The organism is Saprospiraceae bacterium (genome assembly GCA_016717265.1).
Taxonomy (GTDB): domain Bacteria; phylum Bacteroidota; class Bacteroidia; order Chitinophagales; family Saprospiraceae; genus Vicinibacter.
The window spans coordinates 351,399-376,160 of record JADKFX010000001.1; the positions used below are offsets into that span (position 1 = coordinate 351,399).

Annotated in this window: 19 protein-coding genes; 2 read left to right on the forward strand and 17 right to left on the reverse strand. The window is 33.3% G+C overall.

Features of this window, described 5'->3' with window-relative positions; translation table 11 throughout:
* Positions 1 to 148: 148 nt before the first annotated feature.
* From IPO86_01585 to IPO86_01600, 4 genes are all read right to left on the reverse strand, one after another.
* Positions 149 to 682, reverse strand: a complete 534-nt coding sequence (locus tag IPO86_01585; GenBank protein ID MBK9726787.1) for a hypothetical protein — start codon at positions 680 to 682, stop codon at positions 149 to 151.
* 110 nt (positions 683 to 792) lie between these two features.
* Positions 793 to 1,458, reverse strand: a complete 666-nt coding sequence (locus IPO86_01590) for a DUF4918 family protein (GenBank protein ID MBK9726788.1) — start codon at positions 1,456 to 1,458, stop codon at positions 793 to 795.
* Between the two features lie 111 nt (positions 1,459 to 1,569).
* Entirely contained in the window at positions 1,570 to 3,489 is a 1,920-nt protein-coding gene (gene thrS / locus IPO86_01595) for a threonine--tRNA ligase (GenBank protein ID MBK9726789.1), read from the reverse strand.
* A gap of 109 nt (positions 3,490 to 3,598) precedes the next feature.
* Positions 3,599 to 3,799, reverse strand: coding sequence for a dodecin domain-containing protein (locus tag IPO86_01600; protein MBK9726790.1), 201 nt, complete (start codon positions 3,797 to 3,799; stop codon positions 3,599 to 3,601).
* Between the two features lie 158 nt (positions 3,800 to 3,957).
* Here IPO86_01600 and IPO86_01605 point away from each other — a divergent pair, with 158 nt between their 5' ends.
* Positions 3,958 to 4,491 (forward strand): hypothetical protein, encoded by a 534-nt coding sequence (locus tag IPO86_01605; protein MBK9726791.1) that lies wholly within the window; start codon positions 3,958 to 3,960, stop codon positions 4,489 to 4,491.
* 13 nt (positions 4,492 to 4,504) lie between these two features.
* Here the strand turns inward: IPO86_01605 and IPO86_01610 are convergent, their stop codons facing one another.
* The 3 genes from IPO86_01610 to mfd all read right to left on the reverse strand — a co-directional run bounded on the left by IPO86_01610 (position 4,505) and on the right by mfd (position 10,574).
* The gene (locus IPO86_01610; protein MBK9726792.1) at positions 4,505 to 5,509 is read right to left on the reverse strand and encodes a tetratricopeptide repeat protein; all 1,005 of its coding nucleotides are present in this window, start codon (positions 5,507 to 5,509) and stop codon (positions 4,505 to 4,507) included.
* A gap of 144 nt (positions 5,510 to 5,653) precedes the next feature.
* Positions 5,654 to 7,036, reverse strand: a complete 1,383-nt coding sequence (locus IPO86_01615; GenBank protein ID MBK9726793.1) for a Gfo/Idh/MocA family oxidoreductase — start codon at positions 7,034 to 7,036, stop codon at positions 5,654 to 5,656.
* 217 nt (positions 7,037 to 7,253) lie between these two features.
* On the reverse strand, positions 7,254 to 10,574 hold the full coding sequence (gene mfd / locus IPO86_01620) for a transcription-repair coupling factor (protein ID MBK9726794.1): 3,321 nt from the start codon (positions 10,572 to 10,574) through the stop codon (positions 7,254 to 7,256).
* Positions 10,575 to 10,679: 105 nt separating this feature from the next.
* On the opposite strand from mfd, the gene IPO86_01625 reads away from it, so the two are divergent.
* Positions 10,680 to 11,561: a hypothetical protein gene (locus IPO86_01625; protein ID MBK9726795.1), complete on the forward strand. Its 882-nt coding sequence runs from the start codon at positions 10,680 to 10,682 to the stop codon at positions 11,559 to 11,561.
* Between the two features lie 229 nt (positions 11,562 to 11,790).
* On the opposite strand, the gene IPO86_01630 is transcribed toward IPO86_01625, so the two are convergent.
* The 10 genes from IPO86_01630 to IPO86_01675 all read right to left on the reverse strand — a co-directional run bounded on the left by IPO86_01630 (position 11,791) and on the right by IPO86_01675 (position 24,760).
* A complete protein-coding gene (locus IPO86_01630; GenBank protein MBK9726796.1) occupies positions 11,791 to 12,345 on the reverse strand; it encodes a methyltransferase in 555 nt (184 codons plus the stop codon).
* Between the two features lie 3 nt (positions 12,346 to 12,348).
* Positions 12,349 to 14,502, reverse strand: a complete 2,154-nt coding sequence (locus IPO86_01635; GenBank protein ID MBK9726797.1) for a PD40 domain-containing protein — start codon at positions 14,500 to 14,502, stop codon at positions 12,349 to 12,351.
* A gap of 32 nt (positions 14,503 to 14,534) precedes the next feature.
* Entirely contained in the window at positions 14,535 to 15,839 is a 1,305-nt protein-coding gene (locus IPO86_01640) for a 2-oxo acid dehydrogenase subunit E2 (protein MBK9726798.1), read from the reverse strand.
* A 187-nt stretch (positions 15,840 to 16,026) separates the two neighbouring features.
* Positions 16,027 to 17,271 (reverse strand): CinA family nicotinamide mononucleotide deamidase-related protein, encoded by a 1,245-nt coding sequence (locus tag IPO86_01645; GenBank protein ID MBK9726799.1) that lies wholly within the window; start codon positions 17,269 to 17,271, stop codon positions 16,027 to 16,029.
* A 223-nt stretch (positions 17,272 to 17,494) separates the two neighbouring features.
* Positions 17,495 to 19,177, reverse strand: a complete 1,683-nt coding sequence (locus IPO86_01650) for a hypothetical protein (protein MBK9726800.1) — start codon at positions 19,175 to 19,177, stop codon at positions 17,495 to 17,497.
* The gene (lpxK, locus tag IPO86_01655) at positions 19,174 to 20,229 is read right to left on the reverse strand and encodes a tetraacyldisaccharide 4'-kinase (GenBank protein MBK9726801.1); all 1,056 of its coding nucleotides are present in this window, start codon (positions 20,227 to 20,229) and stop codon (positions 19,174 to 19,176) included. The genes IPO86_01650 and lpxK overlap by 4 nt, the downstream gene beginning before the upstream one ends.
* 9 nt (positions 20,230 to 20,238) lie before the next feature.
* On the reverse strand, positions 20,239 to 20,904 hold the full coding sequence (locus IPO86_01660; protein MBK9726802.1) for a PorT family protein: 666 nt from the start codon (positions 20,902 to 20,904) through the stop codon (positions 20,239 to 20,241).
* 189 nt (positions 20,905 to 21,093) lie between these two features.
* The gene (locus IPO86_01665) at positions 21,094 to 22,374 is read right to left on the reverse strand and encodes a DUF2851 family protein (GenBank protein MBK9726803.1); all 1,281 of its coding nucleotides are present in this window, start codon (positions 22,372 to 22,374) and stop codon (positions 21,094 to 21,096) included.
* Between the two features lie 50 nt (positions 22,375 to 22,424).
* Positions 22,425 to 22,913, reverse strand: coding sequence for a dihydrofolate reductase (locus tag IPO86_01670; GenBank protein MBK9726804.1), 489 nt, complete (start codon positions 22,911 to 22,913; stop codon positions 22,425 to 22,427).
* Positions 22,913 to 24,760: a penicillin-binding protein 2 gene (locus IPO86_01675; protein MBK9726805.1), complete on the reverse strand. Its 1,848-nt coding sequence runs from the start codon at positions 24,758 to 24,760 to the stop codon at positions 22,913 to 22,915. Before IPO86_01675 ends, IPO86_01670 begins: the two co-directional genes overlap by 1 nt.
* Positions 24,761 to 24,762 lie beyond the last annotated feature (2 nt).

The following is a 24,762-nucleotide window of genomic DNA, read 5'->3' on the forward strand; positions in this document are numbered from 1 at the left end:
TCGTCAATAAAAATTAAACAAAACAAATAATCGTCCCAACGTTTAATTCAGAATAAAAAAAAAGGAATTCCAAATTGGAATTCCTTTTTTTTTATTAATTCGCGAGCTTTTAATAAAATTGCGAATCTAAATATATTTTAATGCAAATTTATTTGCTCATTCCTTTTTGCTTATACATATCGTAAGCAGCCATTGCAGCAACTTTTGCTGACTCTAATTTATTTTTCCAACCATCTGCTTTTGTAGAAGCATCCATTACAGCACTCTTTAATTCATTAACTTGTGCCATAACATCACCTTCTAATTTACCTGCAGCTAAACCATCTTTTAAGCTCGCTAATTTACCAGACATTTCCTGCCAGCTAGTAGCAAAGGAAGTAACTTCTGAAGCTAATCCAGTAATTCCTTCAATTTGAGAGTTAAAAGCGATCTTCATGGAGTCCATAGATGCTATAACTTCTGGTTTCATTTTAGCAGCCATTTTAGGATCTACTACTAAACTATCTTTTAAAGCAGCTAAGGATGCTTGTGCAGCGCCTAACATACTGCCAGCTTCAGTAACTGAAGTTGTAGCTTTTTCCCAATCAGCTGATAATGCTTCTATTGGTGCACGAAATTGTTCAACGTTTTTACACGCGATAACAAATAAAACTGGAACAAGAATTGCAATAAATTTTTTCATTGTGTTTAAGATTTTTAATTGAGGCGACAAAATTACAACTCAAAAAAAGAATCGTTGTTAAAAGCTACTAACTTTTGGCTAATGGAACGTTAATGTTTGACTCTTTTTTCCTATGCTAACGCTTTGATATACAAATCTATATAACTTTTAATTAAAATTCTCTTGTATTGCATTACATACCTAGGATGTGCCAATGGCACAATGGTACCAAACCAATGATGACGTCCATTTAATTTTTTTAGCCATTTATAATTTTGGCCTTCACCCAAACAATATACTTCATCAAAATGCAAATTTAAATTTTTCAATCTGCCAATTTGAAATTCGATATAAGGCTCCAGTAGTAAATAAATTTTCGGATCATCATAATAATTAAAATTCTTTCCATCTTTTACAAAACCAATAGGTGAAACAGAACTAATAAAATAATTCTTATAAAATTTCTCCACACCACCATACGCTGTAATCATTTGATAAATAAATTCAGAGGAAGGTTCATAACATTGAATTTCAGTTTCAATATTACAGTTTTCAATAAGTCTTTTAGAATCTGTAAATGGCACCCCGGTCATACCTGCTCCTAATCTTCCAGGATTAATTCCTAGAATTAACTTTCTGCAATTTATATCTGAATAAAATGCATTATAGAATCTATCAGAAATAAGGCGGACAGCATCCGCTTCATAGGGCAATAAAAACTGAACGGAACTAGGTAACTTAGGCAGATTTATTTTAAACCCTTCTATATATTTAAAAATGGATTCTGAAAATAACATTTCTATAAATCGACTTCAAATTGCTATTAAAACGAATCGTTTATGCCGGATAGTTGTTGTATGCGAATTTAAAGAGATGCTTTCTCTAAGGAACTACGAAACATTCCGTTTTTAAAGTGCGGCATTCAATTGCTTAACAAACGCTTCAATCGTTTCTGATCCCTGATCACCAGATCCTTGTTTTCTTACAGAAATTGTTTTATGCTCAACTTCTTTTTCTCCAACGATCAGCATGTATGGAATTTTCTTTAATTCATTATCCCTGATCTTTTTTCCAATGGATTCAATGCGATCATCAATATCACCCCGGAATCCTGCAGCTTGAAGTTGAATCAAAACGTCCTTAGCATAATCTAAATATTTATCACTCACAGGTAAAATAGCAAATTGTTCTGGTGTTAACCAAAGTGGAAATTTGCCGGCACAATGCTCTGTCAATACGCCAATAAAACGCTCCATAGAACCGAATGGGGCCCGATGTATCATAACCGGTCGATGCTTTGCATTATCGGCACCTATATATTCTAATTGAAATCTTTCCGGTAAATTATAATCAACCTGGATGGTACCCAATTGCCAGGATCTCCCTAATGCATCTTTTACCATAAAATCTAATTTTGGTCCATAAAATGCTGCTTCACCAAGTTCAACCGTAGTTTCTAAATCAACTTCTTTCGTAGCATCTATAATTGCTTGCTCCGCTTTATTCCAATTTTCATCAGATCCAATATATTTTTCTTTATCCAATGGATCCCGCAATGAAATTTGTGCTGTAAAACTTTCGAAACCCAATTTTTTTATAACAAGCATGGTTAAGTCCAATACATTTAAAAACTCAGCTTTTACTTGCTCCGGAGTACAAAAAATATGCGCATCATCTTGTGTGAAAGAACGAACTCTTGTTAAGCCATGCAATTCACCACTCTGTTCATATCTATAAACAGTTCCAAACTCAGCGATCCGCAATGGTAGGTCTTTATAGGATCTCGGCTTATGTCCATAAATTTCACAATGGTGAGGACAGTTCATTGGTTTCAAAAGAAATTCTTCACCTTCTCTTGGTGTTTTTATTGGTTGAAAAGAATCTTCACCATATTTCTCCCAATGTCCACTCGTAATATACAAGTTTTTATGTCCAATATGCGGTGTAATTACAGGAGTATATCCCCTTTTAATTTGCTCCGCTTTGAGAAAATCTTCTAATCGTTGTCGCAATGCCGTACCTTTTGGTAACCAGATTGGAAGACCAGCACCTACTTTTTCAGAAAACATGAACAATTCTAATTCCTGGCCCAATTTGCGGTGATCTCTTTTCTTTGCTTCTTCTAAGAGCAATAAATATTCTTCAAGTTCTTTTGCCTTTGGGAAGGTAATTCCGTAAATCCGGGTAAGTTGTTTCCGCTTTTCATCTCCTCTCCAATAAGCACCGGCAATACTTGTAAGTTTTACAGCTTTAATAAATCCTGTATTTGGAATATGTGGACCTTTGCATAAATCTGTAAATTGACCTTGCTTGTAAAGCGTTATACTTCCATCCTGGAGTTCCTGAATCAATTCTAATTTGTATTCATCTCCCTTTTGCTTGAAATAATGAATCGCATCTGCTTTTGAAATAGATTCTCTTATATATGGATTATTCTCTCTTGCGAGTTCTACCATTTTTTGTTCAATTTTGATCAAATCATTGGATGATAAAACAGTATCTCCGGTATCTATATCATAATAAAAGCCATGTTCTATGGGAGGTCCAATTCCAAATTTGACACCTGGGAAAAATCGCTCAAGAGCTTCAGCCATCAAATGCGCTGAAGAATGCCAAAAGGTAGATTTTCCTTCTTTATCGCTCCACGTTAATAATTGTAGGGTGGCATTTGATTCTATAGGCCTGTTGGAGTCTACGATCTCGCCATTTACTTTAGCGGCTAGAACATTTCTCGCCAATCCTTCACTTATAGATTGCGCAATTTGAAAAGCGGTTGTTCCAATTGGATAATCTTGAATTCTTCCATCGGGGAAGCTAATTTGTATCATATGCTCGGATTTCAAAGCTCAAAGGTAAGAGTTTTGAAAAAAATAAACATTAAATTATATAATAATATATAATAATTTAATTTACAACTATTTAATACAATTAATTTAGTTAAAGTACCTCGAAGCTCAATTTTAATGAAACCCTGTATTCTTTCACTTTTCCTTTCTCAACAGTGACAGATTGATCCTGAACCCAGGCAGATTTTACATTCTTAAGGGTTTTTGATGCTTTAGCAATTCCAGTTGCAGTTGCATCTTCCCAAGATTTTTTAGAAGATGACATGATTTCAATAACTTTCAATACTGACATAAGGATAATTTAAAAATTAAATAGATATTTATAGATTGACTAACAAATAAAATCTACTAAAAGATCATTTTGAACAATTATATTTTCAAATTTTCTTATTTTGCATCAGAATAACATTTCTGGGAAACGAAATACATTATTTTATTAATTATCAACTTATGAACTTAAAATACTACGTTTCCCTTTTTTTTATGGTGCTTCTAACGATGAATCATTGTGATGAAAAAGATGCACAATGTGATCCTAATAAGCATAATAATAAAACCTATGAGATTACTGCCCCAGTTAGTGGACATGGAGGTGGTTTGACTTATGATACCTATGTAACGGGTGCTACCCGCGTTTATAAATGGTATCGAACAACTGACAATGTTTGTATTTTTAATTTGATAAGTATCAGTATTGGGGTGCGAACCTTTGATGAGTATAAAGCTTCAGATTTCAATATAAGTGCTTTCGAGCAACACAATATTCCTATTTCAACAACGACCATTCCTTTGGTAGCAGATGGAAAGCTTTTAATAGGAGCGGCAGAAGTAAATTTATTACCATCCTTTGTCGTTGGTAAGGGATCTTTTGATACTGTTGTTGAAATTAGTTTTCCAACAAGTGGAAATCCCGATCAGGACCAAATTTATTTGCTCGGTAAAGTAGCCGCTATAAGTTTCTTTTTAAAATATTCTAATAACTAAAAAACAGTTACCATCATTTTAGTTTTCGCAATGCAATTTTTGCAAGCTCCAAGGTAGAATCTAATTGCAAGGCTTGCTGGAAATCTGTTTTAGCTTGTGCATTAACTCCTTTTTGTTGATAAGCAATACCCCGTTGATAAAATCCACTGGCTTCGACAGGATTTAATTGTGTTGCTATGGTAAAATGTTCAATTGCCTTATCTAAAGAATCTAATTCCAAATAAATAAATCCAAGATTAAAAAAAAATGGCTCATAATTCGGAAATTTCAAGCAGCTTCTTTTATAAAGAGCGATAGCTTCAGCCGTTTTTCCAAAACTATATAATGCAAATGCTTTTTTATGAAATATTTCCGGATCGATACTGTCTAATAGGATAGCATTCTGATAATACGATATCGCTCTTGGATTCTTTAAATCGGAAAGCACATCACCCAATTGCACCCATGCTGCACGCATATCTGGATTAAAATCAACAGCCTTTTGATATGAATTTACTGCACGACCGGTATCGCCCATTTCATAAAATATATGCCCTGCTAAATAATAAGCCTCCGCATTTTGTGGGTCTCTTATAAAAATTTTATTCAAGGTAGCTAATGCAGCCATATGTTGTTTTAAAATCAATTTTATTTGAGACGATTTTAAAATAACAGAGATCTCATTTGGAAAATAAATCAAGGCTTTATCAATAATTTCCACAGCTTCCCTTGATTGGATATTTGCCAAATAAACATCTGCAAGTAGCTGATAATAAGCTGGCTTAAATGTTGAATCAATCGACAATGCTTTATTTAAGTTAACAATTGCGACTTCGTAAGAATCTCTTTCAAAATAATAAAATGCCTTATAAAAATAGAGGGAATCATTTTCAGGATCTTTTTGAATGGATTCATTTAATAACTGCAATTCAGGATCCACCGTTTGCAATGTATCTAATTTAGAATCTGGATTTTTACAAGAATTATAAACAAATAAATAAATTATTACTAAAAAAAAGATTCTGTATAATTTCAACATATTAAATTCTATAAACATTTCTTAAATCAAATTTTTTTAAATACCATGCAAAAAATTAAGTGCTCATTTTAAATTCTCATAAAATACAATTTAGAGAAGCAGAACACCATTTTTACAAAGTATTTATTCATGGATTGTATCAAATTATAATTTGATGTCTATTATTTTTTTAGTTTTTCTACTTCTTTCTGCAGCAAAACCTAATATATGACTTTCAATGGAAGCGTCAATTGTCGAAGTCAGTAATTGTGCATTTTGTTGACCTACAGCTTGTACCCAATCTCTCATAAGGCGGTAATCGCCACCACCATGTCCTTGATTTTTATAAACCCCTTCTTCAAACGATTGAGAATCCCAGTTTGTTACTTTTCCAGTTCGAAAATCTGAGTGAACAAATTTTTCCATATCCCCATAAAGATCACCCATACTTCCCATGACCCGAGTTCTTCTACCGTGGTAAGAAGTAAATGCTTCCATATTAAAACTAGCTGTTATACCTTCCTCAAATAACAAACTCATCACATAATGATCACACTGATCATTATCCATGCGATAAACACATTTGCCATAATTTGTAGTTTTTAAATAATTCATAATTGCATCTGGTACTAATTCTTTTTTTTCCGGAAGATCAAATACATAGGTATAACTGTGCTCCCTTAAATAAATCTTAAGTGCTGAATACGGGCAGGTAGATTCTATTGCACACCCTTCATGACAACGACCTGTGCTTCCTTCGGGTGCATTTTTTTTGGTAAACCATTTTAAATTACCAAATGCAGCAACACGCACAGATGGTTTATTTACCAACCATCTTAAAATATCAAGATCATGACAGGATTTGGCTAAAATAATAGGTGTTGTTTCTTTGCTATTATGCCAGTTACCTCTAACGAATGAATGCGCCATATGCACATGTTGAATGGGTTCGAAATGCTGGATACTTAATAATTCACCGATAGAACCATTGTGGATTAATGCTCTCAATTTAACAAAATATGGTGCATATCTGAGGACATGACATAAGCCTACAATGCGACCGGTTTTTTTCGATTTTGCTAAAATATCCCTACACTCTTTTTCAGTTTGTGCCATTGGTTTTTCCAAGAGTATATCATAGCCCATTTCAAGTGCTTTCATGCAAGGTCCATAATGCAGATGATCAGGTGTTGTAATAATAATAGCATCCGCAAACTTTGGTTTTAAAAAAACATGTTCCCAGGTTACAAACCGGTGATCCTCTTTAATGGAATGCTTTTTTGTGTATCGATCATTTCTTATTGGAATGGGTTCTGCAACACCTACGATTTTTATTTCTTCCGGATTTTCAATTGCATAATTTCCATAAACATTGCCACGAGCACCTGCTCCTAAAGTAATTGCTGTTATTGGTTTTGATAATTTGACATGCAGTGGATTCGGAGTTTCACCCAATAATTGGGACAAATCTGGAATCTTAAAAACGGATGCCCCTGCCACAAGACCAAGTGCTTTTAATGTTTCCCTTCGGGAATAAGGATTTGACATATAATTTTTCTTAAAGGTAAAAATTTATTGATACTATCAGAGCCAGATTGTTTCGTTCAATTTAAAATTAATTAGATTTATAAAATTTATTATCTTTTAAATTAAACCGGACTGAACTATGATTGAATAAGCTGGATTATAAATACAAAATACATAGTATTCCAAGCTCCAAAAGATCTTAGACCTTTTAAAATAACAAAACATTTAACATCCGGAATTATTCATCTCCCTCTAATATGCCTAATAAATTTCTTGCTTGCAAAAACCCTGCAACGTGTTCGCTGATTAATATTAAGCTGATGTTGGATTGTTTCAATGTAAATCTGGATGTTTTTGATGCTACTTTTCTTAATATTGTTTGAAAAGCTTTGGTTTCAAAAAATGGAGAAGCCGGATTCGAAATAAAATAACATTGCAATTTTTTCTTTTTCAAAACAACCCGCTCAAAACCTAAACGTTTTGCAACCCATCGCAAACGTAATCCATTTAATAATTCTTCTACTTGTGAAGGTATTGGACCAAAACGATCTTTAATTTGTTCACAAAACTTCTGGATAGCTTCTTCGTTTTCTAGTTTATCAAGAGATTGATAAAGGTTTAACCGTTCCTGAATATTAGAAACATAAGCATCCGGTATCATCATTTCGATATCACTATCAATGGTTACATCCCGGATATAAACCTTCTCTTCCTTTTTGTCATCAGCAAATAATTCTTTAAAGTCCGTTTCCTTCAATTCTAAAATTGCTTCTTCCAATATTCTTTGGTAGGTCTCATAACCAATGTCGGCTATAAAACCACTTTGTTCTCCACCTAATAAGTTACCAGCTCCCCGAATATCTAAATCGCGCATAGCAACATTAAAACCACTGCCAAGATCTGAAAACTCCTCTATTGTTTTTAATCGTTTTCTGGCTTCCATAGTCAAAACAGAAGAAGGTGGTGCAAACAAATAACAATAGGCCTTTCTATTGGAACGACCAACACGACCTCTTAATTGATGGAGATCACTCAATCCAAACTGATGTGCATTATTAATGATAATTGTATTTGCATTCGGAATATCCATACCTGTTTCAATAATATTGGTACATACTAATACATCAAACTTATTATCAATAAAATCGACCAACACTTTTTCAAGTTTTTCCGCTTCCATTTGTCCATGTGCCACTTGAATATCTACGGTAGGACATAATCGATGCAATGCTGCAGCCATTTCACCTAAAGTTTTTACCTTATTATGTACAAAAAAAACCTGGCCACCACGATACACTTCATGCATTATAGCTTCTTGAATTAGGTGGTCATTAAATACTCTGCGCTCTGTATGTATCGGTTGACGATTTGGAGGAGGCGTTTGAATGACACTCAAGTCTCTTGCCGACATTAATGAAAACTGTAAGGTTCTTGGTATTGGTGTAGCAGTCAGGGTTAAGGTATCAACATTATGTTTGAGATGTCTTAATTTTTCTTTAGAAGCAACACCAAATTTTTGCTCTTCATCGATAATTAATAATCCGAGATCTTTAAATTTAATTTTAGCACTTAAAATACTAATCGTGCCAATAATGATATCTAATTTTCCATCATTCAGATTTTTTATAATCTGATTTTTATCTTTTGTTGTCCGAAATCTTGAAACATAATCCACATCGACTGGAAACTCCTTGAGGCGTTCTTTCAAGGTCCTATAATGCTGCATTGCTAAAATTGTAGTCGGTACTAAAATAGCAACTTGTTTACCATCTTGGACCGCTTTGAAGGCTGCGCGAATAGCCACTTCCGTTTTCCCAAATCCGACATCTCCACAAACTAAACGATCCATTGGGAATGGTTTTTCCATATCGGCCTTTACCTCCAGCGTTGCTTTGTATTGATCCGGAGTATCCTCATACATAAAGGAAGCTTCCAGCTCTGCTTGTAAATAATTATCTGGATGAAAAGCAAATCCCTTTGCCGCTTTTCGCTTTCCGTAAAGTTTAATTAATTCCTGCGCAATGTCTTTAACTTTTTGCTTCGTGCGTTGTTTCAAAAGTTTCCACTGATCAGACCCTAACTTACTTAAGCCTGGCTCTGTTCCTTCTTGCCCTACAAATTTTGAAATTTTATGCAATGAATGAATACTCACATATAATATATCATCATTCCTATAAATCAGCCGAACGGCTTCTTGTAACTGTCCATTAATATTCAATTTTTCGAGCCCAGCAAATCGACCAACGCCATAATCCATATGGGTTACAAAATCTCCAGCTTGCAATTCCCGCAATACTTTTAAACTGAGGGCCTGATCTTTTGTATATCCTTGTTTTATTTTATATCCATGAAATCTTGAAAATATTTGATGATCTGTATAACAAGCTATCTTTAAATCATGATCAATAAATCCTTCCCGGATAGACTTAAGCTCCGGAAAATATTTGATATCCGCTTTTAGATCTTCAAAAATATTATAAAAACGTTCTATTTGTGCTGTGCTATTCGTACAAATAAAACAGCTATAGTTTTTTAAATTTAACGCCCGGATATCTTCAATTAATAAATTGAAATTTTTATTAAAACTGGGTTGTGCCTGACTGTGAATTGATAATGATATTGTTGGTATGCTTTTATCTGGTTTCTGATTATAAAAAATCAATTTATAATTTTCAATGCCTGAAATAAATTCGTCTCCATTGATATATTCTTTTCTGTGAATTAATTGGATAAAACGATCTTCATCATAATGTTTCATTTTATCTCCTTGTCGGTTAGCTGCTTCAAAACACTTGTTTAACGATTCGGTACATGCATGCAAATCCTTAATCCAAATCACAGTATTCATTGGTAGCAGCTCAAAAAGACTCATTTTAGCTTCTGTTTCATAATCAGAATGCATATTAGGAATAATAGAAAACCGTGCAATACTTTGTTGAGAAAGTTGCGTCAATGTTTCAAATCTGCGGATACTTTCCACAACATCATCATTTAATTCAATTCTATAAGGAAGATCCGATGCATAAGAAAAAACATCCAGAATTCCACCTCTTACAGAAAACTGTCCGGGTTCATAAACAAAATCAGTTCGATTAAATCCGAATTGATTCAATTTAATCAATATATCATCTAAATCCAATTTGGATCCAGTTGCAAATTCAACTTTTGACTTCTCAATAGCTTTTCCTGAAATCATTTTTTCAAAAATCGCTTCCGGATAGCTTACAATAATACCCTGTGCATTTTGATTTAATTTGGAAATGGCATCCACTCGTTGTTGTATCTGAAATGTATCCATTTCTTCAAATTGAGCTGGCCTTCTAAATGAATCCGGTAAAAAGTAGACTTTGGTTTGCTTTGAAAATTGTTCAAGATCGTTTTGTAAATATGCTGCTTCTTCTTTGTCTGAACAGATTATTAAAAATGGATTTGCTTGATTGAGGAAGCTAGATAAAATCAAAAAGCTATCCCTGGATCCACAAAGACCCTCTATGCTAATTTTCTGATTCTGATTTACATCCAAAAGTTGCGCTAATTCTGCCCCTTTAGGATCCCGCATAAGATAATCACTTATACGGATGATGTCCTGCTCCACGGTTCAAAGATACAGGGATATCTATTATCACCAAGCTTAATCAAGTACTTTTTGTATGTTTGTTTTTCTATGACAAGGCACAGAATATATCCTTCAAAAATATTATTAGCAGGTGAATATACCGTCTTAGCAGGCCATCCAGGGCTTGCAATTCCAAATATTGAAAGATTTGCAAATTGGAATAACAAGCAAATGATTGAAGACCCTGTTTTGAGTTCGTTTTATAAATTTCTTTTAAATACTCCTCTTTGTAATACCTTGATCCAGCTGGATGAATTCAAACATTATATTTCACACGGAGGATATCTTGAAACGAATATCCCCTTTGGTTATGGTTTAGGAAGTTCCGGTGCGCTTTGTGCTGCCGTTTTAGATAGATTCTCAACCATAGATAAATCAAATACAAAGAATGTACATCAAATTTTAAAAGAAATGGAACATTTCTTTCATGGACAAAGTTCGGGTTTAGATCCTATGATATCCTATTATAATCGTTGTATCCTATTAGATCATAATGAATTGTATGTTCTGAATTTAATTCAACAAAATATTTTATCTGAATATTCCTTACATTTAATTGATAGTAAGGTAATCCGGAATACACAATATTTAGTATCTCTTTTTAAACAAAACTGCCAACAGTCAGAATACAAATTAAAAATAGAAACCGATTTAGTACCTGCAAATAAAAAACTAATCGAGGCATTTAAAGAAAATGCTGTCCATGATTTTCAAAATCACTGGATTCAAATTAGTATTGAAAGTATAGAAATTTTCAAACTCATGATCCCAGATAATATTTTAAAATTTTGGGAAGCAGGATTACAAAATGGTGCATACTATTGCAAACTTTGCGGAGCCGGCGGTGGTGGTTTGTTTTTAACAATGGTTAAAAATGAGGAGGTTTTTAAAGAAGCATTAAGCTCACATTCTTTAAATGAATTTATTTAGACTGCTTTACAAGGTAGAAACGAAACGCAAATTTTAATTTTTTTACCTTTTGCAATACAAACTTAAAGATCTGCTTAAAAACTTGGGGAGTAGGACTCTTAGAATACCTTAAACCCAGATCCCCAGGAATTGAGTACAAATTCCATTTTGACCAGGTATTGTCAATTTTAAAAAACGATTGTTCTCCAGAAAATTAGCTTGACCCTTTTAAAGATCAAGAAATATCATTTTATTTTTTTGAATGCATTATAAAAACAGGTGGAATATTTAAAGCAACAAAATTAACTTTCGTGCTTCCAAATATTTCTTCATACATTTTCTTCTTTAAAAGTGAATAATGAATTTGAATAAAATCTCCTCCATTTTTTAAACATTTTTTGCATTCATATAAAATAGATTGTGCCAAATCATCTGGTAACATAACAAATGGAATTGCTGAAATAATACAATCAACAAAATCTATATTCATCGTATGCAAATAATCGATTAATTTTTCAGCAGAATCATGAATAACGATGATCCGATTATCATTGATTTTATTTAGAATTTCACAAAAGGGTTTATTCACTTCGAAAACAATTAAAACTGCATCTGGAAGCATCCTGTCGAGAATGTGATGCGTAATGGCACCATCACCTGCTCCCAATTCAACAATTACTTTTGCATTTTGGAAGTCGACTAAATCTGTAATTGCTTTACTTGTAAAACGGGATGTACGAATTACAGTACCTATCGTTTTCATGTTTTTTAAACTTTCCTGTAAAAATTCTAAACTTCCCATCATAAGTTAATTGTTCTGACTTTTTAAATAATTCAAATAAAGTAACAAATCAGAATCCTGTAAAACAAAATCAATAATATCTGCTCGATTTAATGGTACCCCATTTCGAAATGCCTTAATCTCAGCTTTAATACCAAATTGTAAAATTGCTTGTTTTAAAGCTGCCTCTGCTTCAGTAAAGCGCTTATAAACGCCTGCATAATATTGATAACCTGTCTGCTTTTTTTCCATAAAATATGGAGTCTCGGAATCTTGAATCAAAGGATGATTTAAAATACTGGATGAACTTCCCAAATATAAAGAATATCGAATTCCTAATCTGGAAGTTCGAAATGAACTTTCCTTTTCTTGCCTTAAAGATTCTGGTATTGGGATGCTTGAATAATTTATATTCAATAAACTTGAATCTGAATTTTCAAAAAAGAAATCAATTCTTTTATTTAATTTTTCAGAAACCGCTGATTTATTTCCATTGATTGTTCTTTTAGCAATCGGAAAAGAGGAACCAAGTCCATAACAATGAATTCTATTCGGAGCAATTTGATTTTCAATTAAATATTTTTCGATAACTTCAGCTTTTTTAATTGAATAATAAAGATTTATAGGATCTTGAGAATCTTCAAATGCATGTCCGGCAATTTCTATTCTTAACGCAGGATGCATTTGAAGTATTAAAATATATTGTTCTAATAATTTTTTATTTTTACTTTCCTTTAGAAAGTCATCATCTTTATAATAAATGGATTCAATATAATATTCCTTAAACTCTTTTGTTTCTTTTGTTTTATATCCTGTATTTGAATTGGTATTTATTAAAAGACGATCGGCATCGTTTGATTCATCCATTAAATTACTCAATGGACTTCCATTTTCTAATGTAAGCTGTTCTTCAAGATCCTCTTTGAAATAAGCCATGAAAATATCTTTTCCACCTTTATTATCTGTTTTACGGTCGGATGTAAAAATGCCAGCTAAACCATCCGGAGTCAATCTAAAATGGGTGTCATTTCCAGCAGAATTAATTGGAATCCCTAAATTAATTGGTGATCCCCATTGATTTGCTTCTGGCCAAAATTTGGTTTTAAAAATATCATATCCTCCTATTGACAATAAGTTATCGGAAGAAAAATATAAGGTTCTACCATCCTTTGTTATATAAGGATAATCTTCATTAAAAACTGTGTTGATTGTTGGACCAAGATTAATCGGCTCCATCCAATGTTCATTTCTTTTTACAGAAATATACAAATCATAAGCACCATAACCACCCAACCGACAACTAGAAAATATCATTAAGGTATCTTGAAAAATGCTCACTCCATGATCTCCAATATCGGCTATCATCGGACTGTTAAATGACGCTTGAGTAAAATTTATGAATGGATTATCCAGCGTATCCAGTAATAAGGATCCTTTTTCATCATTTAAGGTTCTGAAAAAAAGCAAAATTTTCTCATTCTCAATGATTTCCAGAACATGATCATGCATACTGGAGTTGATTTGCTTTTGAATTTTCGTTGGTGTAGTCCACCCACCATTTAATTTTTCAATTTGAAAAATATCGGATCGCAAAAATCCATTTTCTGAATCCAAATATCCTAATTCATTTCTTAGGCCCCCTTCATTTTCATCGCGAATAGCATTTAAATAAAAAATATTTGAATTTGGCAATGGAACTACTGCATATTCATCTTGAATCGTATTAATTCCTCCACTAATCGGTTCAACAATAGCAATTGGTGTTTGTCTGTTATATTTTAATCCCATGGCACATCTCAAGAGTTCATTTTTTATAAATGCTTTCTGCGGATCGTCACGGTCTGTTGCTTTTAGATAATTTTTATATTGAAAAATTGCAAGCTCAAATTGATTCTGATGCTGGTATGACTTTGCAAGATACCAAGCGCCTAATTTTGAATATTTATTGGATCTTGATAATAGTTTTTCAAAACAACGGATGCTATAATCTAAGGCATTAGATTCATAACAACTAATACCTGCTTGCAATAATAAATCAGGATCCTTCTCTACGATGTTCCAGGAAGTTTTATAAATTTCAGAAGCTTCAAAATACTTCTTCTGTTTATAATATTGATTCGCACTCTTTAGATTTTGAGTAAACCCAACACAAGAATACAAACATGCTAAAAAAATCAGCAAGAATTGATATAAGTGATTAGACTTAATTAGCATTAAATGGTTTGATTAATATCAAACTGTTCCAGATAGTCTCCAACACGTTTTAAAAAAGTTCCACCCAAAGCGCCATCAACCACTCTATGATCATAAGACATTGATAAGAACATCATATGACGTATCCCAATAGTATCGCCAGAAGGTGTTTCTATTACAGCTGGTTTTTTTCGGATTGCCCCTGTTGCCATAATAGCAACTTGCGGTTGATTGATAATAGGAGTACCCATTACATTTCCAAAGGTACCTACATTCGTAAGTGTGAATGTACCTTCCTGAATATCTTCCGGTTTTAATTTATTAGCACGCGCTCTGGCTGCTAAATCGTTTACTTGATACGTCAAGCCTACTAAATTCAAACGGTCTGCATTTTTTATAACAGGAACAATTAAGTTGCCACTTGGCAAAGCAGCTGCCATGCCAATATTTATATCCAGTTTTCGAATGATCTGAGTTCCCTGAACAGATACATTGATCATTGGAAACTCCTTAATGGCTCTTGCAATAGCTTCAATAAAAACAGGCGTAAAGGTAATTTTCTGATTATACTTTTTTAAGAAACTATCTTTTATACGATCTCTCCATTGGACTATTGGTGTTACATCAACTTCAACAAAAGAGGTGACATGAGGTGCCGTGTGTTTACTCATTACCATATGATCAGATATGAGCTTTCGCATCCTATCCATTTCAATGATTTCTACATTGCCTGAAATAGAAACTGCCGGAGCTGCTTGAATTGCAGATGACTCTTGAAAAGGCTTTACATTTTCAGCATTTGTTGCCTTTTGAGGCGTCGCATTTGAAAGATATCCTATCAAATCCCGTTTTGTTAAACGTCCATCTAAGCCAGATCCAGGAATTGATTCTAACTGGCTTACTGCAATATTTTCTTGTTTTGCAATGTTTCGTACCAGGGGTGAGAAAAACCGGTTTGATGTTGATTTTTCAACACCTGTTGTGCTCGAAGTTTGCTTTTCTATCGCTGCTTTTAATTCTGTTTTGCTTTCATTTTTAGCAATCTCTGGCTGTGTCGTTGGAGAACTTAGATTTTCAGCATTGACATCTGTTTCAATATAAGCTATTACTTTGCCAATAGCAACAACGTCATTTTCTTTAAAAAGCAATTTTGAAATAACGCCTTTAGAAGGTGAAGGAATTTCACTATCGACCTTATCCGTAGCAATTTCCAAGATTGTTTCGTCCATTTCGACAGCATCCCCTTCTTTTTTAAGCCATTTTAGGATGGTTGCTTCAATGATACTTTCCCCCATTTTAGGCATAATCAGCTCTACCTTAGCCATAGTCAAAAATTTATGCAAAAGTACAAAAATTAAAGGTCAAGATTCCAAAAAGAGAATAGACTCCCATTAAATTTAATGTATTAAACGGTCTAAATAAGTCCATTTAATGGGATATATACTAATTAGCGATCGAAATGTAATCTGCCATTTTAGGATACCCGCAACAGTGCTTTCTTACTGGTAATATCTATTTTACTTCTTTTAGATACTTCCAAAATAAAATCATTGCAAATGTAGCAGTTGCTTCAATATTCCGAATTCGATCTCTGAAAAAGCGGAGTTTCTTGGTTTTTATAATATCTTTTGTACCATATGCAATCCAAACGGTACCTACTGGTTTGTCCTCCGTACCACCCAATGGACCAGCAATCCCACTAGTTGCAATTGCATAATTAGAATCCAATTCCGAACAAGCTCCTTTGACCATTTCAACTACACATTCTTCACTTACCGCCCCAAATTTGGCTAAAACTTCTTCTGAAACCCCTAATAATTTATGTTTCATTTCATACTGATAAGCAACAATTGAACCTTGAAAATATTCCGAAGCCCCAGGTACGGAGACTATTTTATGAGCCAAGTAACCTCCTGAACAACTCTCCGCCGTACTTAAAGTCCTTTCTTGTTTAATCAATAGTTTTCCAATCTCTTCCTCTAGGCTGGTATCCCCAAAACCCAGGATATTATCAATTAAGGTATCCTTTATAATTTCTTTATAAGTCTCAATTTTCTCTTTAAGAAAGTCCAGACTTTCGTGTTTTCCAGTCAATCTTAATTTCACCTGACCTTGAGAAGGTAAGTATGCCAAAGAAAGATAGGATGGCAATTCACCAAATTTAGGTTCTATCAAGTCTGCTATTTCCGTCTCCCCCATACCTATGGTATGAATGGTTTGATGGTAAACCTGAATGTTCTGCTTGTTTTCCCGGAGCCTGGGGACAACGCCATGATTCATAATAAATTCCATTTCGTAGGGTACCCCAGGCATCGAAAAGTACATCTTAGAATGTGCCTTAATATACATACCCAAAGCAGTCCCTAATTGATTGTCTAATAGGATTGCATTCGCTGGCAAATAACATTGTTGCAAGTGATTTGGTGTAATTTTCATATTTCGAATTTGCAACATCTTTTCAAGATGAATTTTATTTTCATCACTAAAAATTAAATCAACTTCAAAATAATCTGCTAAGGTTTTCTTGGTAATATCGTCTTTGGTAGGGCCTAATCCTCCGGTCATTAAAAGAACATCCGCATCTTGTGAAGCTTCGTGCAAGGCTAAAAGGATTTGATCCGATTTATCAGCTACGGTCCATTTTTTATAAATTTCCAGTCCTTCCTTATAAAGAATCCTGGCAATACTTGTTGCATTGGTATCCACTACTTGTCCAAGTAGTACTTCATCTCCGATAATGATTAAGGCGATTTTCATGTATTCAGAAAAATTAATATTAACTTACTACGTTGCCGTATTTTATAAAATAAAAAATCACTCCTGTTTGGCCGTGGGGTGAACTTCAAAAGTAAATGATTAAAACTAAAACTTAAGGGAATCTATTCTTTACAAATCTAAAAATCAAAGAAATTAAAATTAACCGTACTATCCTTTCTAACAATATGTTTATATCCCAATTTAATCTGATAGAAACTATTTCCTAAAAATCAAAATTCATCTTATCGATTGTCATTCTAAATCCGCCACTAAACCAAACAGATGCATTTGATATCTTTTCAATTTCATTCTTTCTGTAATGAACATTAAAGTCTAACCAAGCTCTTTGAAATAACTGATAAGAAAAATTCAAACTTAAACCGATCACTTGATTCTGAATACCCTGCCCAATTGTATGATTGAAATCCGTATTTCTTGTGTTATAATTTAAGAGAATATTCCCACCATTATTGATCCCGCTACTATCTAATCCCTTTTGATAAATCAAACATTGGCCTGTAAGTTGATATCTAGGATGTGGAACATAGTGCAGCCTGAAAATAAATTCCTTGAAATTTGCACCTAAAGGATGTGCTAAAGCCTGAAAGAAATGAGTATAATTTGAAATGCTATCTCTAAAAGTATAAGTATAAGGTCTCACCAGATTAAATTCAGCTTGAAAATCCAAATTTCGAATATTAAATGCGTTTACATATTTTATACCTGCTTGAATGCCATATTTATTTCCCCACCAACCATTCTGTTTCACAAACTCTTTCAATAAAAATTCATCAATCATCAATTGACCATAAACAGAAATGCGTTTTGCAAGCAATAGATTGGAATGAAATCCTAATAAAACATTATCGGGGCTGCCTAATGCATGCTCAATGAAACGGTATAAAATAACAGGATTTAGGTATTGCAATTCAAATCCTTTAGCTCTTGAAAATACTACAGATTCAAATAAACCTACGTTCCAGTTTTTAGTAAGATTCATACTTAAATAATGCGTTGCCATATATTTTTTTGGCAGCAATCGGTTTCCTTCATCGCCCAAACTTTCCGGACTCAATTCTGCAAAAATATTTTGGTAATGTAGTCTCCAAACATTGGTATTAAACTTTAAATAAAAATGAGGAGTAGCAAAATCTGATAATAATAAACTCCGTATTCCACTTCCAATAAAATGTCTTCCATGACCAAGACTCAAAGAAACATGTTTTGCAATTCTTACTGAAATACTAGCTTCTGAAATTAAAAAGTCATAGGCTCGGTTCAATGTAAAAAGTTTACTCTTAAACGATTTAAACAAACCCGCTCCCGGAAAACTTTTATACAATTTAATGTAGTCTTCGACATATAAAGGTGTCGTCAATTGGGTCTCAATAACATCCGCATGAAATGAAATTATTTGATCTACCGTTCCTTGAAAACGAAGCCCTCTGCGATTTGTAAATAATAACTCTGAATTATGTTCTTCTTTTCCAAATTTCAAATCTAATATAGGATCTAGTTGCAACTGGAAACTTTTCTTATAAACACTTAACCAATGCGATCCGTCCTTATAAAAATATTTTAAAATAGGCTTTTTCCTGAATGAATTTCTCAACTCCATTGATTTCTCCTGGTCATTCGTATATAGATTTTCAACATTATCCAGGATTAATTTATTTAAGATTACGCTGTCGTCTGAAGTTGACTCAAATTTCAATTTAAGTAAGGTATGCATGCAATTTCCTTGATCCAAAGGAATATTCTGCAAATGATTCGCAAATAATCTACCCGATTGGATTTCCAATCGATCTAACTGAAATTTTTGATTCTGGTCTGGATTAAAATAAACTGCCTGCAAAAATGCAGTACTGGCAATGTGACCAAAAACTAAAATTAAAAGGAACCTCATATTTTAAATTCAAGTAGATAGTCTTTAATAAAATTATTGAATTCCAATTCATGATAAAATTTCACGTGTATTGGAATCGCATAGACTTCTATATTTCGCAAACTGAAAAAATCTTTAAATAAAGCCAATCGTGTGCCATCCTTTTCAGTTGTTAAAATCATTTTATTAGGATGCGATATTTGTTCATGTTTTAACAAAATTGATTTTAATTCTGATTCCCTAAAATAATGGTGGTCTTCAAAATTGATATCAACTACAGAGGCTACATTGCCTGCAAGATAATTTAATAAATAACTGGATTGTGCAATTGCACTTATTAAGGTGATATGCAAACCTGGATTTAATAAAAAGAGTTTTTGCGGATTAAAAATCTGAAAAGGTACTCCATATTCAATTTTAGAGAAAAAAAGTCTTTGATGTTTTCTTAAACTGAGATTGTTTCTCCAACTTTCAAAATGATTCTCTGTAAGGTTTTCAGGACATTTACTTACGATAATGACATCGGCTCGAGACGCCCCATATCGCCACTCGCGCAATCTTCCACTGGGCAATAGAAAATCTTTAGAATATGGGTTTGCATATTCCGTTAATAAGATATTCAAGCCAGGTTTTACAGCCAAATGCTGAAAAGCATCATCCAATAAAATTAATTTTAGATCTGGAAAATTCCGGATCAATCTTGGGATACCAAGGGATCGACTTTCTGAAACGGCAACAGGCACATTGGGGAATTTATCCTTGATCTGTTTAGGTTCATCACCAACTTGTTTTGCATTGGATTCAGAATCTACTAATAAAAATCCAGATGTATTCCGTTTATAACCTCTACTTAAAACGGCGAGTTCAATATAATCTTTTAGAAGTCGGATTAAATATTCAATATGAGGTGACTTTCCAGTTCCTCCAATGGTCAAATTTCCAATAGAAATGACGGGAAAGCTAAATTTTACTGGCTTGATTAGGCCACTAAAATACAATGCCTGGTAAATACTGACACCGATTCCATATAAAAATGAAATGGGAAACAACAGTAAAGAAATTAATTTTTGCAAAATATCGAATTAGAAATAATAGTGAAATCCCAATTGTGGCATTGCAATTGTAAAATTACTAGCTGGACTTCGTAATCCAGGTTTTTTTTCTGTTTTTTCTATATCCGTTAATGAATAATCGGGCCTAATCAATAAACTGACATTCATGTTTTCAAAATTCATTTGGATCCCGAGTGCAAGTACAATTTCAATAGGCACCGAAGCATAGCTATCTTTTACATCGACATAACCCGGACTATAGTATAAAAAGTTGCGATCTCTTGAACTTAAAGCTTCTGTGAGCAGACTAAATTGGAAACCTGCTTGTGCAATAAAAGATAATTTACCTAATGGTTTATGCGTATAGCAAAACAAAACTGGGATCTTCAAATAGCTTAAATCCGTAGTATAATTGGCATTTGTATTGCCTGCTGTTGTATACTTTTGACCTTGTTGAGAATACAGAATTCCTGTCTGTAAACCATAGTTTGGTGTAAACTGATATCCCAAATCCAAACCAAAAGCAGTTCTAAAAGTAGTTTCAAAGTCCAAAATACCTCCTTCATCAAAATCAGTAGAACAGAATATCCAAGTATTTTGAATTGCACCATTTAGACCTGCATAGAATTTCTGCTTTTGTGCTGAAACAGAAATTGTTAGAATTAATGCCAAGTTTAATAAGATAAAATGTTTCATATGTTTATATATTTTATTATAATTTGAAATCAATCTTAAATAAAATCGAAAAGCTCTGTATTTATAATATTTAGAAATAAAAATTACAGTACGCATCAATGTTTACAAATTAGTTTAATCCTTGTTTACAAAGATTAAATTGAAAGCAAGGGATGCATATTTGTAGTAGTAATTCAGAATTTACAAATATTATGTCCTGGGATTTTTCAGAATTTCATTGCCAATTAAGCAAGAGGTACATTTTTTTTCGTTACAATAACGCTGATATAATTGAATACCTCCCTGGCTATGACCTGCGTGATCAAGTGTAAAATTATAACTTTTCCACATATGTACGATATGATTTTTTTCTGTTTTTAATTTTTGAAGGAAAAACAAGGCTTTTTCTTTTAATTCTTCCCTATTTTGAATGACACCATAAGCAAATAATATAGGAACTATTACATTGATTATAAGTATATCCCGTGTTAGGGTACCAATTTTGGCATGTTTCCATTCTTTGGATGTTTTCCCGAAAATAAAATGAGAATTCCAATATTCATTTGGCGATTCATCAAAATAACCATAGATTTCAATTAATGAATCTGATTCTATAATTTTAGAAAACAATTGATGTTCTTTATATAAAAAAGCTGCTAACTGAGCAATTCTAAGGCTTGGAAAATGGGAAGGTCGCAGTCGCAAAAATTTCCATTCAATTGCATTTATAGGTACGATTCCATATTTTAACTGCAGATGTTTAAATTCACTTTGTAAACCTTGATAATAAGCATCTTGGTGATCTTCAACAAGCATACCTGCTGTGCCAAAAAGCATTGCTTCTAATATAGTGTGATCGTGATATCCCTTTATAAGCAGTTTCCAAGTCAATATTTCACATAAATGAGCCATTGCTTCACTATTCATAGGAGCTACCATATAATGGGCCAATTTTCTATACAGTAAGGCTTCCCAATCCCATTGAAGTAGCTGCAATTCTTGCTTCATTTTCTCTGTTTTATTTTCCAGGCGTTCTATCATCATGCGCTCCAGCTGAATCGACTTTAAAGAATCCGGGATATAATTTAGAAATGGGCTACAAGCTAATGAACGCTCATTTTGCATTAGTCCCTGGTAGTTTCGGACTAAAACTGGATCTACCAGATCTTTCAGCTCCAAACAAGCTAAAGGGCTTTGGTTATAGAAAATATCTATATCATGCTGCCAAACCACATGAAGGATGATATTTTGATAATTTGGATCCAACTGATGCTTGTGTAAATTCCAATCTGATGCTTTAACATGTATTTCTACATGTCCTGCCCATAGGACACCATCTAATAAAATTTTGGCAAAGAGAAAATCCGGTCCTTGATTCGTATTAAATAAACCGGGATGCAACACTTCAATAAGAGATCCATTGCTTGTAAATAGTTTGTTAGAAAGCAAGACTTTAGATCTCCAAATAAATTGAATAAGATCTTCTTTCATGATCTGAAATTTTAGGGGGTCAATAAATAGGGTGTGTGTACTTTTAGTGCTTATTTTTTCTCATAAATCAAAAATGAATAGTTCATGTTATTTTTCTCATCCTTCTCATGATCTTCTCTTGAAAAAAGGGACCATTGTTCTTTATCAATTTCCGGAAAATAGGTATCCCCTTTGCATGGAAAATCTACAAGTGTTATGTATAATTTATTCCAAAGATGCATCGATTGTTTGTAAATTTCACCACCTCCGATAATAAATAGTTCTTGTTCGCCATGTTTTTTTGCAAATAAAATGCCTTCCTCAATGGAATGCACAATAAAGCAATTAGACACTATAAAAAAAGGATCCCGGGTAACAATGATATTTGTCCGTTTTGGTAATGGAATACCAATACTTTGATAGCATTTTCTACCCATTAAAACCGTATGGTTAAGGGTCACTTTCTTAAAATATTTTAAATCTGCTGACAGGTACCATGGAATTTGATTTTCGAATCCAATAATACGGTCAGCATTTAAAGCTACAATTGCTGAAATAATCATGGTTTTGTTTTTTTGGTGATCAGATCTTTGCGCATCATTCGTTCCTGTAAGTCGGGTCTTGAGATTTTTCGTTTTAAATATTTCTCAATCATTAATGAAGCTATAGGAGCTGCCACCGTACCTCCCCAGCCTGCATTTTCAATATATACAGCAATTGCTATTTTAGGTTTATCTTTTGGAGCAAAAGCAAAAAAAACGGAATGGTCTTCACCATGTGGATTTTGAGAAGTGCCCGTTTTTCCACACGTTGCAATTTCAGGATTAAATGCCAGGGAAGCAGTTCCCGCTTGAATAGCCAATTCCATACCTTCAATCACAGGTTCGAAATATTTTTGATCAATCGGTACTTTATTTTGAATTCTAAATTTTTCTTGAATTTGGTTTTGATTTCCACTAAACGCTTTTACTAAATGGGGTGTATAAAAAAAACCTCTATTTGCCAGGATCGCTGCCAGGTTTGCCATTTGGATTGTAGATAATTGCAATTCTCCCTGACCAATCCCAACAGAAATAAAATAAGTCGATCTCCATTGATCCGTTTTATATAATCGTGTATAATATTCAGAAGTTGGTATATACCCTCCACTTTCTGTGGCTACATCTGTATAGAGAGGCTTACCCAAACCAAAATCACCAAGATATTTTACTAATAAGTCTAATCCAAATTGGGGTTTATTGAATCCTTTTATTTCAATTAAGTCTCTGAATGTTTGGAAAAAATAAGAGTTACAGGAATGTTGTAAAGCGACCGATAATTTATATGGACTCGGATGATGATGACAACCATAAGAAAGGTTTTTATAATAATATGCACCTGTGCAGGTATGTGCTGTGTTTTCATTTATTACACCTTCCTGCATAGCAATAAGCGCTAGTATCGGTTTAAATATGGAGCCCGGTGGATATTTAGCATTGGAGGATCTGTCAAAAAGGGGTTTTAGGGAATCTCGCAATAAATATGCATATGCAACGCCTCGATTATTATGAATAGATAATAAATTTGGATTATAGGTAGGGGATGTAATCTGGCAAAGGATTTCACCGGTTTCTGGTTCAATAGCTACAATTCCACCTACTTTATTTAACATGAGGCTATCTCCAAATTTTTGAAGTTCAATATCAATACTCAATTGTGCATCCAGACCAGAAACTGCTTTTCTATCTAATTTTCCAAAATCAAATTGACCTACTTCCCTACCGAGATTATCTTTCAATACAAACTCAACACCATTAACTCCCCGAATAATTTCTTCATAAAATTTTTCTAATCCAGACGTTCCGATATAGTCTCCTAATTTATAGATACCTTCTGAACGTTCAATTTCTTCTTTGGTAACCTCACTTATGTAACCTAAAAAATTGGCACCATGAGGCTCTGGATATTCCCGGATTGATCGGAGCAATCCTTCAAATCCAGGAAACCTAAATACATTCTCTTGAAATGGCAGAAAAACTTCTGGAGGAATACTTTTTAAAAATACAAATGGAACGGACTTACTGTATTTTCCAGAACGCCAATCTTTTTCTAGATTTTCCTGAAAACTGCTCATTGGAATATTAAGCAGTTGACAAAATAATGCAGTATCCATCTCTTTACTTACCTCTTTATAAGTTACATAAAGATCATAGGTTGGATAATTAATTACAAGAAGTTTTCCATTCCGGTCATAAAATAATCCTCTCGATGGATAAATGGTATTTTGATTCAGCGTTGTTGAACTTGCTTTATTAGAATAGTACGGATTGAATAATTGAATTTTTGCGAGTGTAATAACAAGAATGGATGCACATAAAATCATAAAAATTTTAACGATCCGAAATCTTAATATTTGCTTCTCTTGCATCC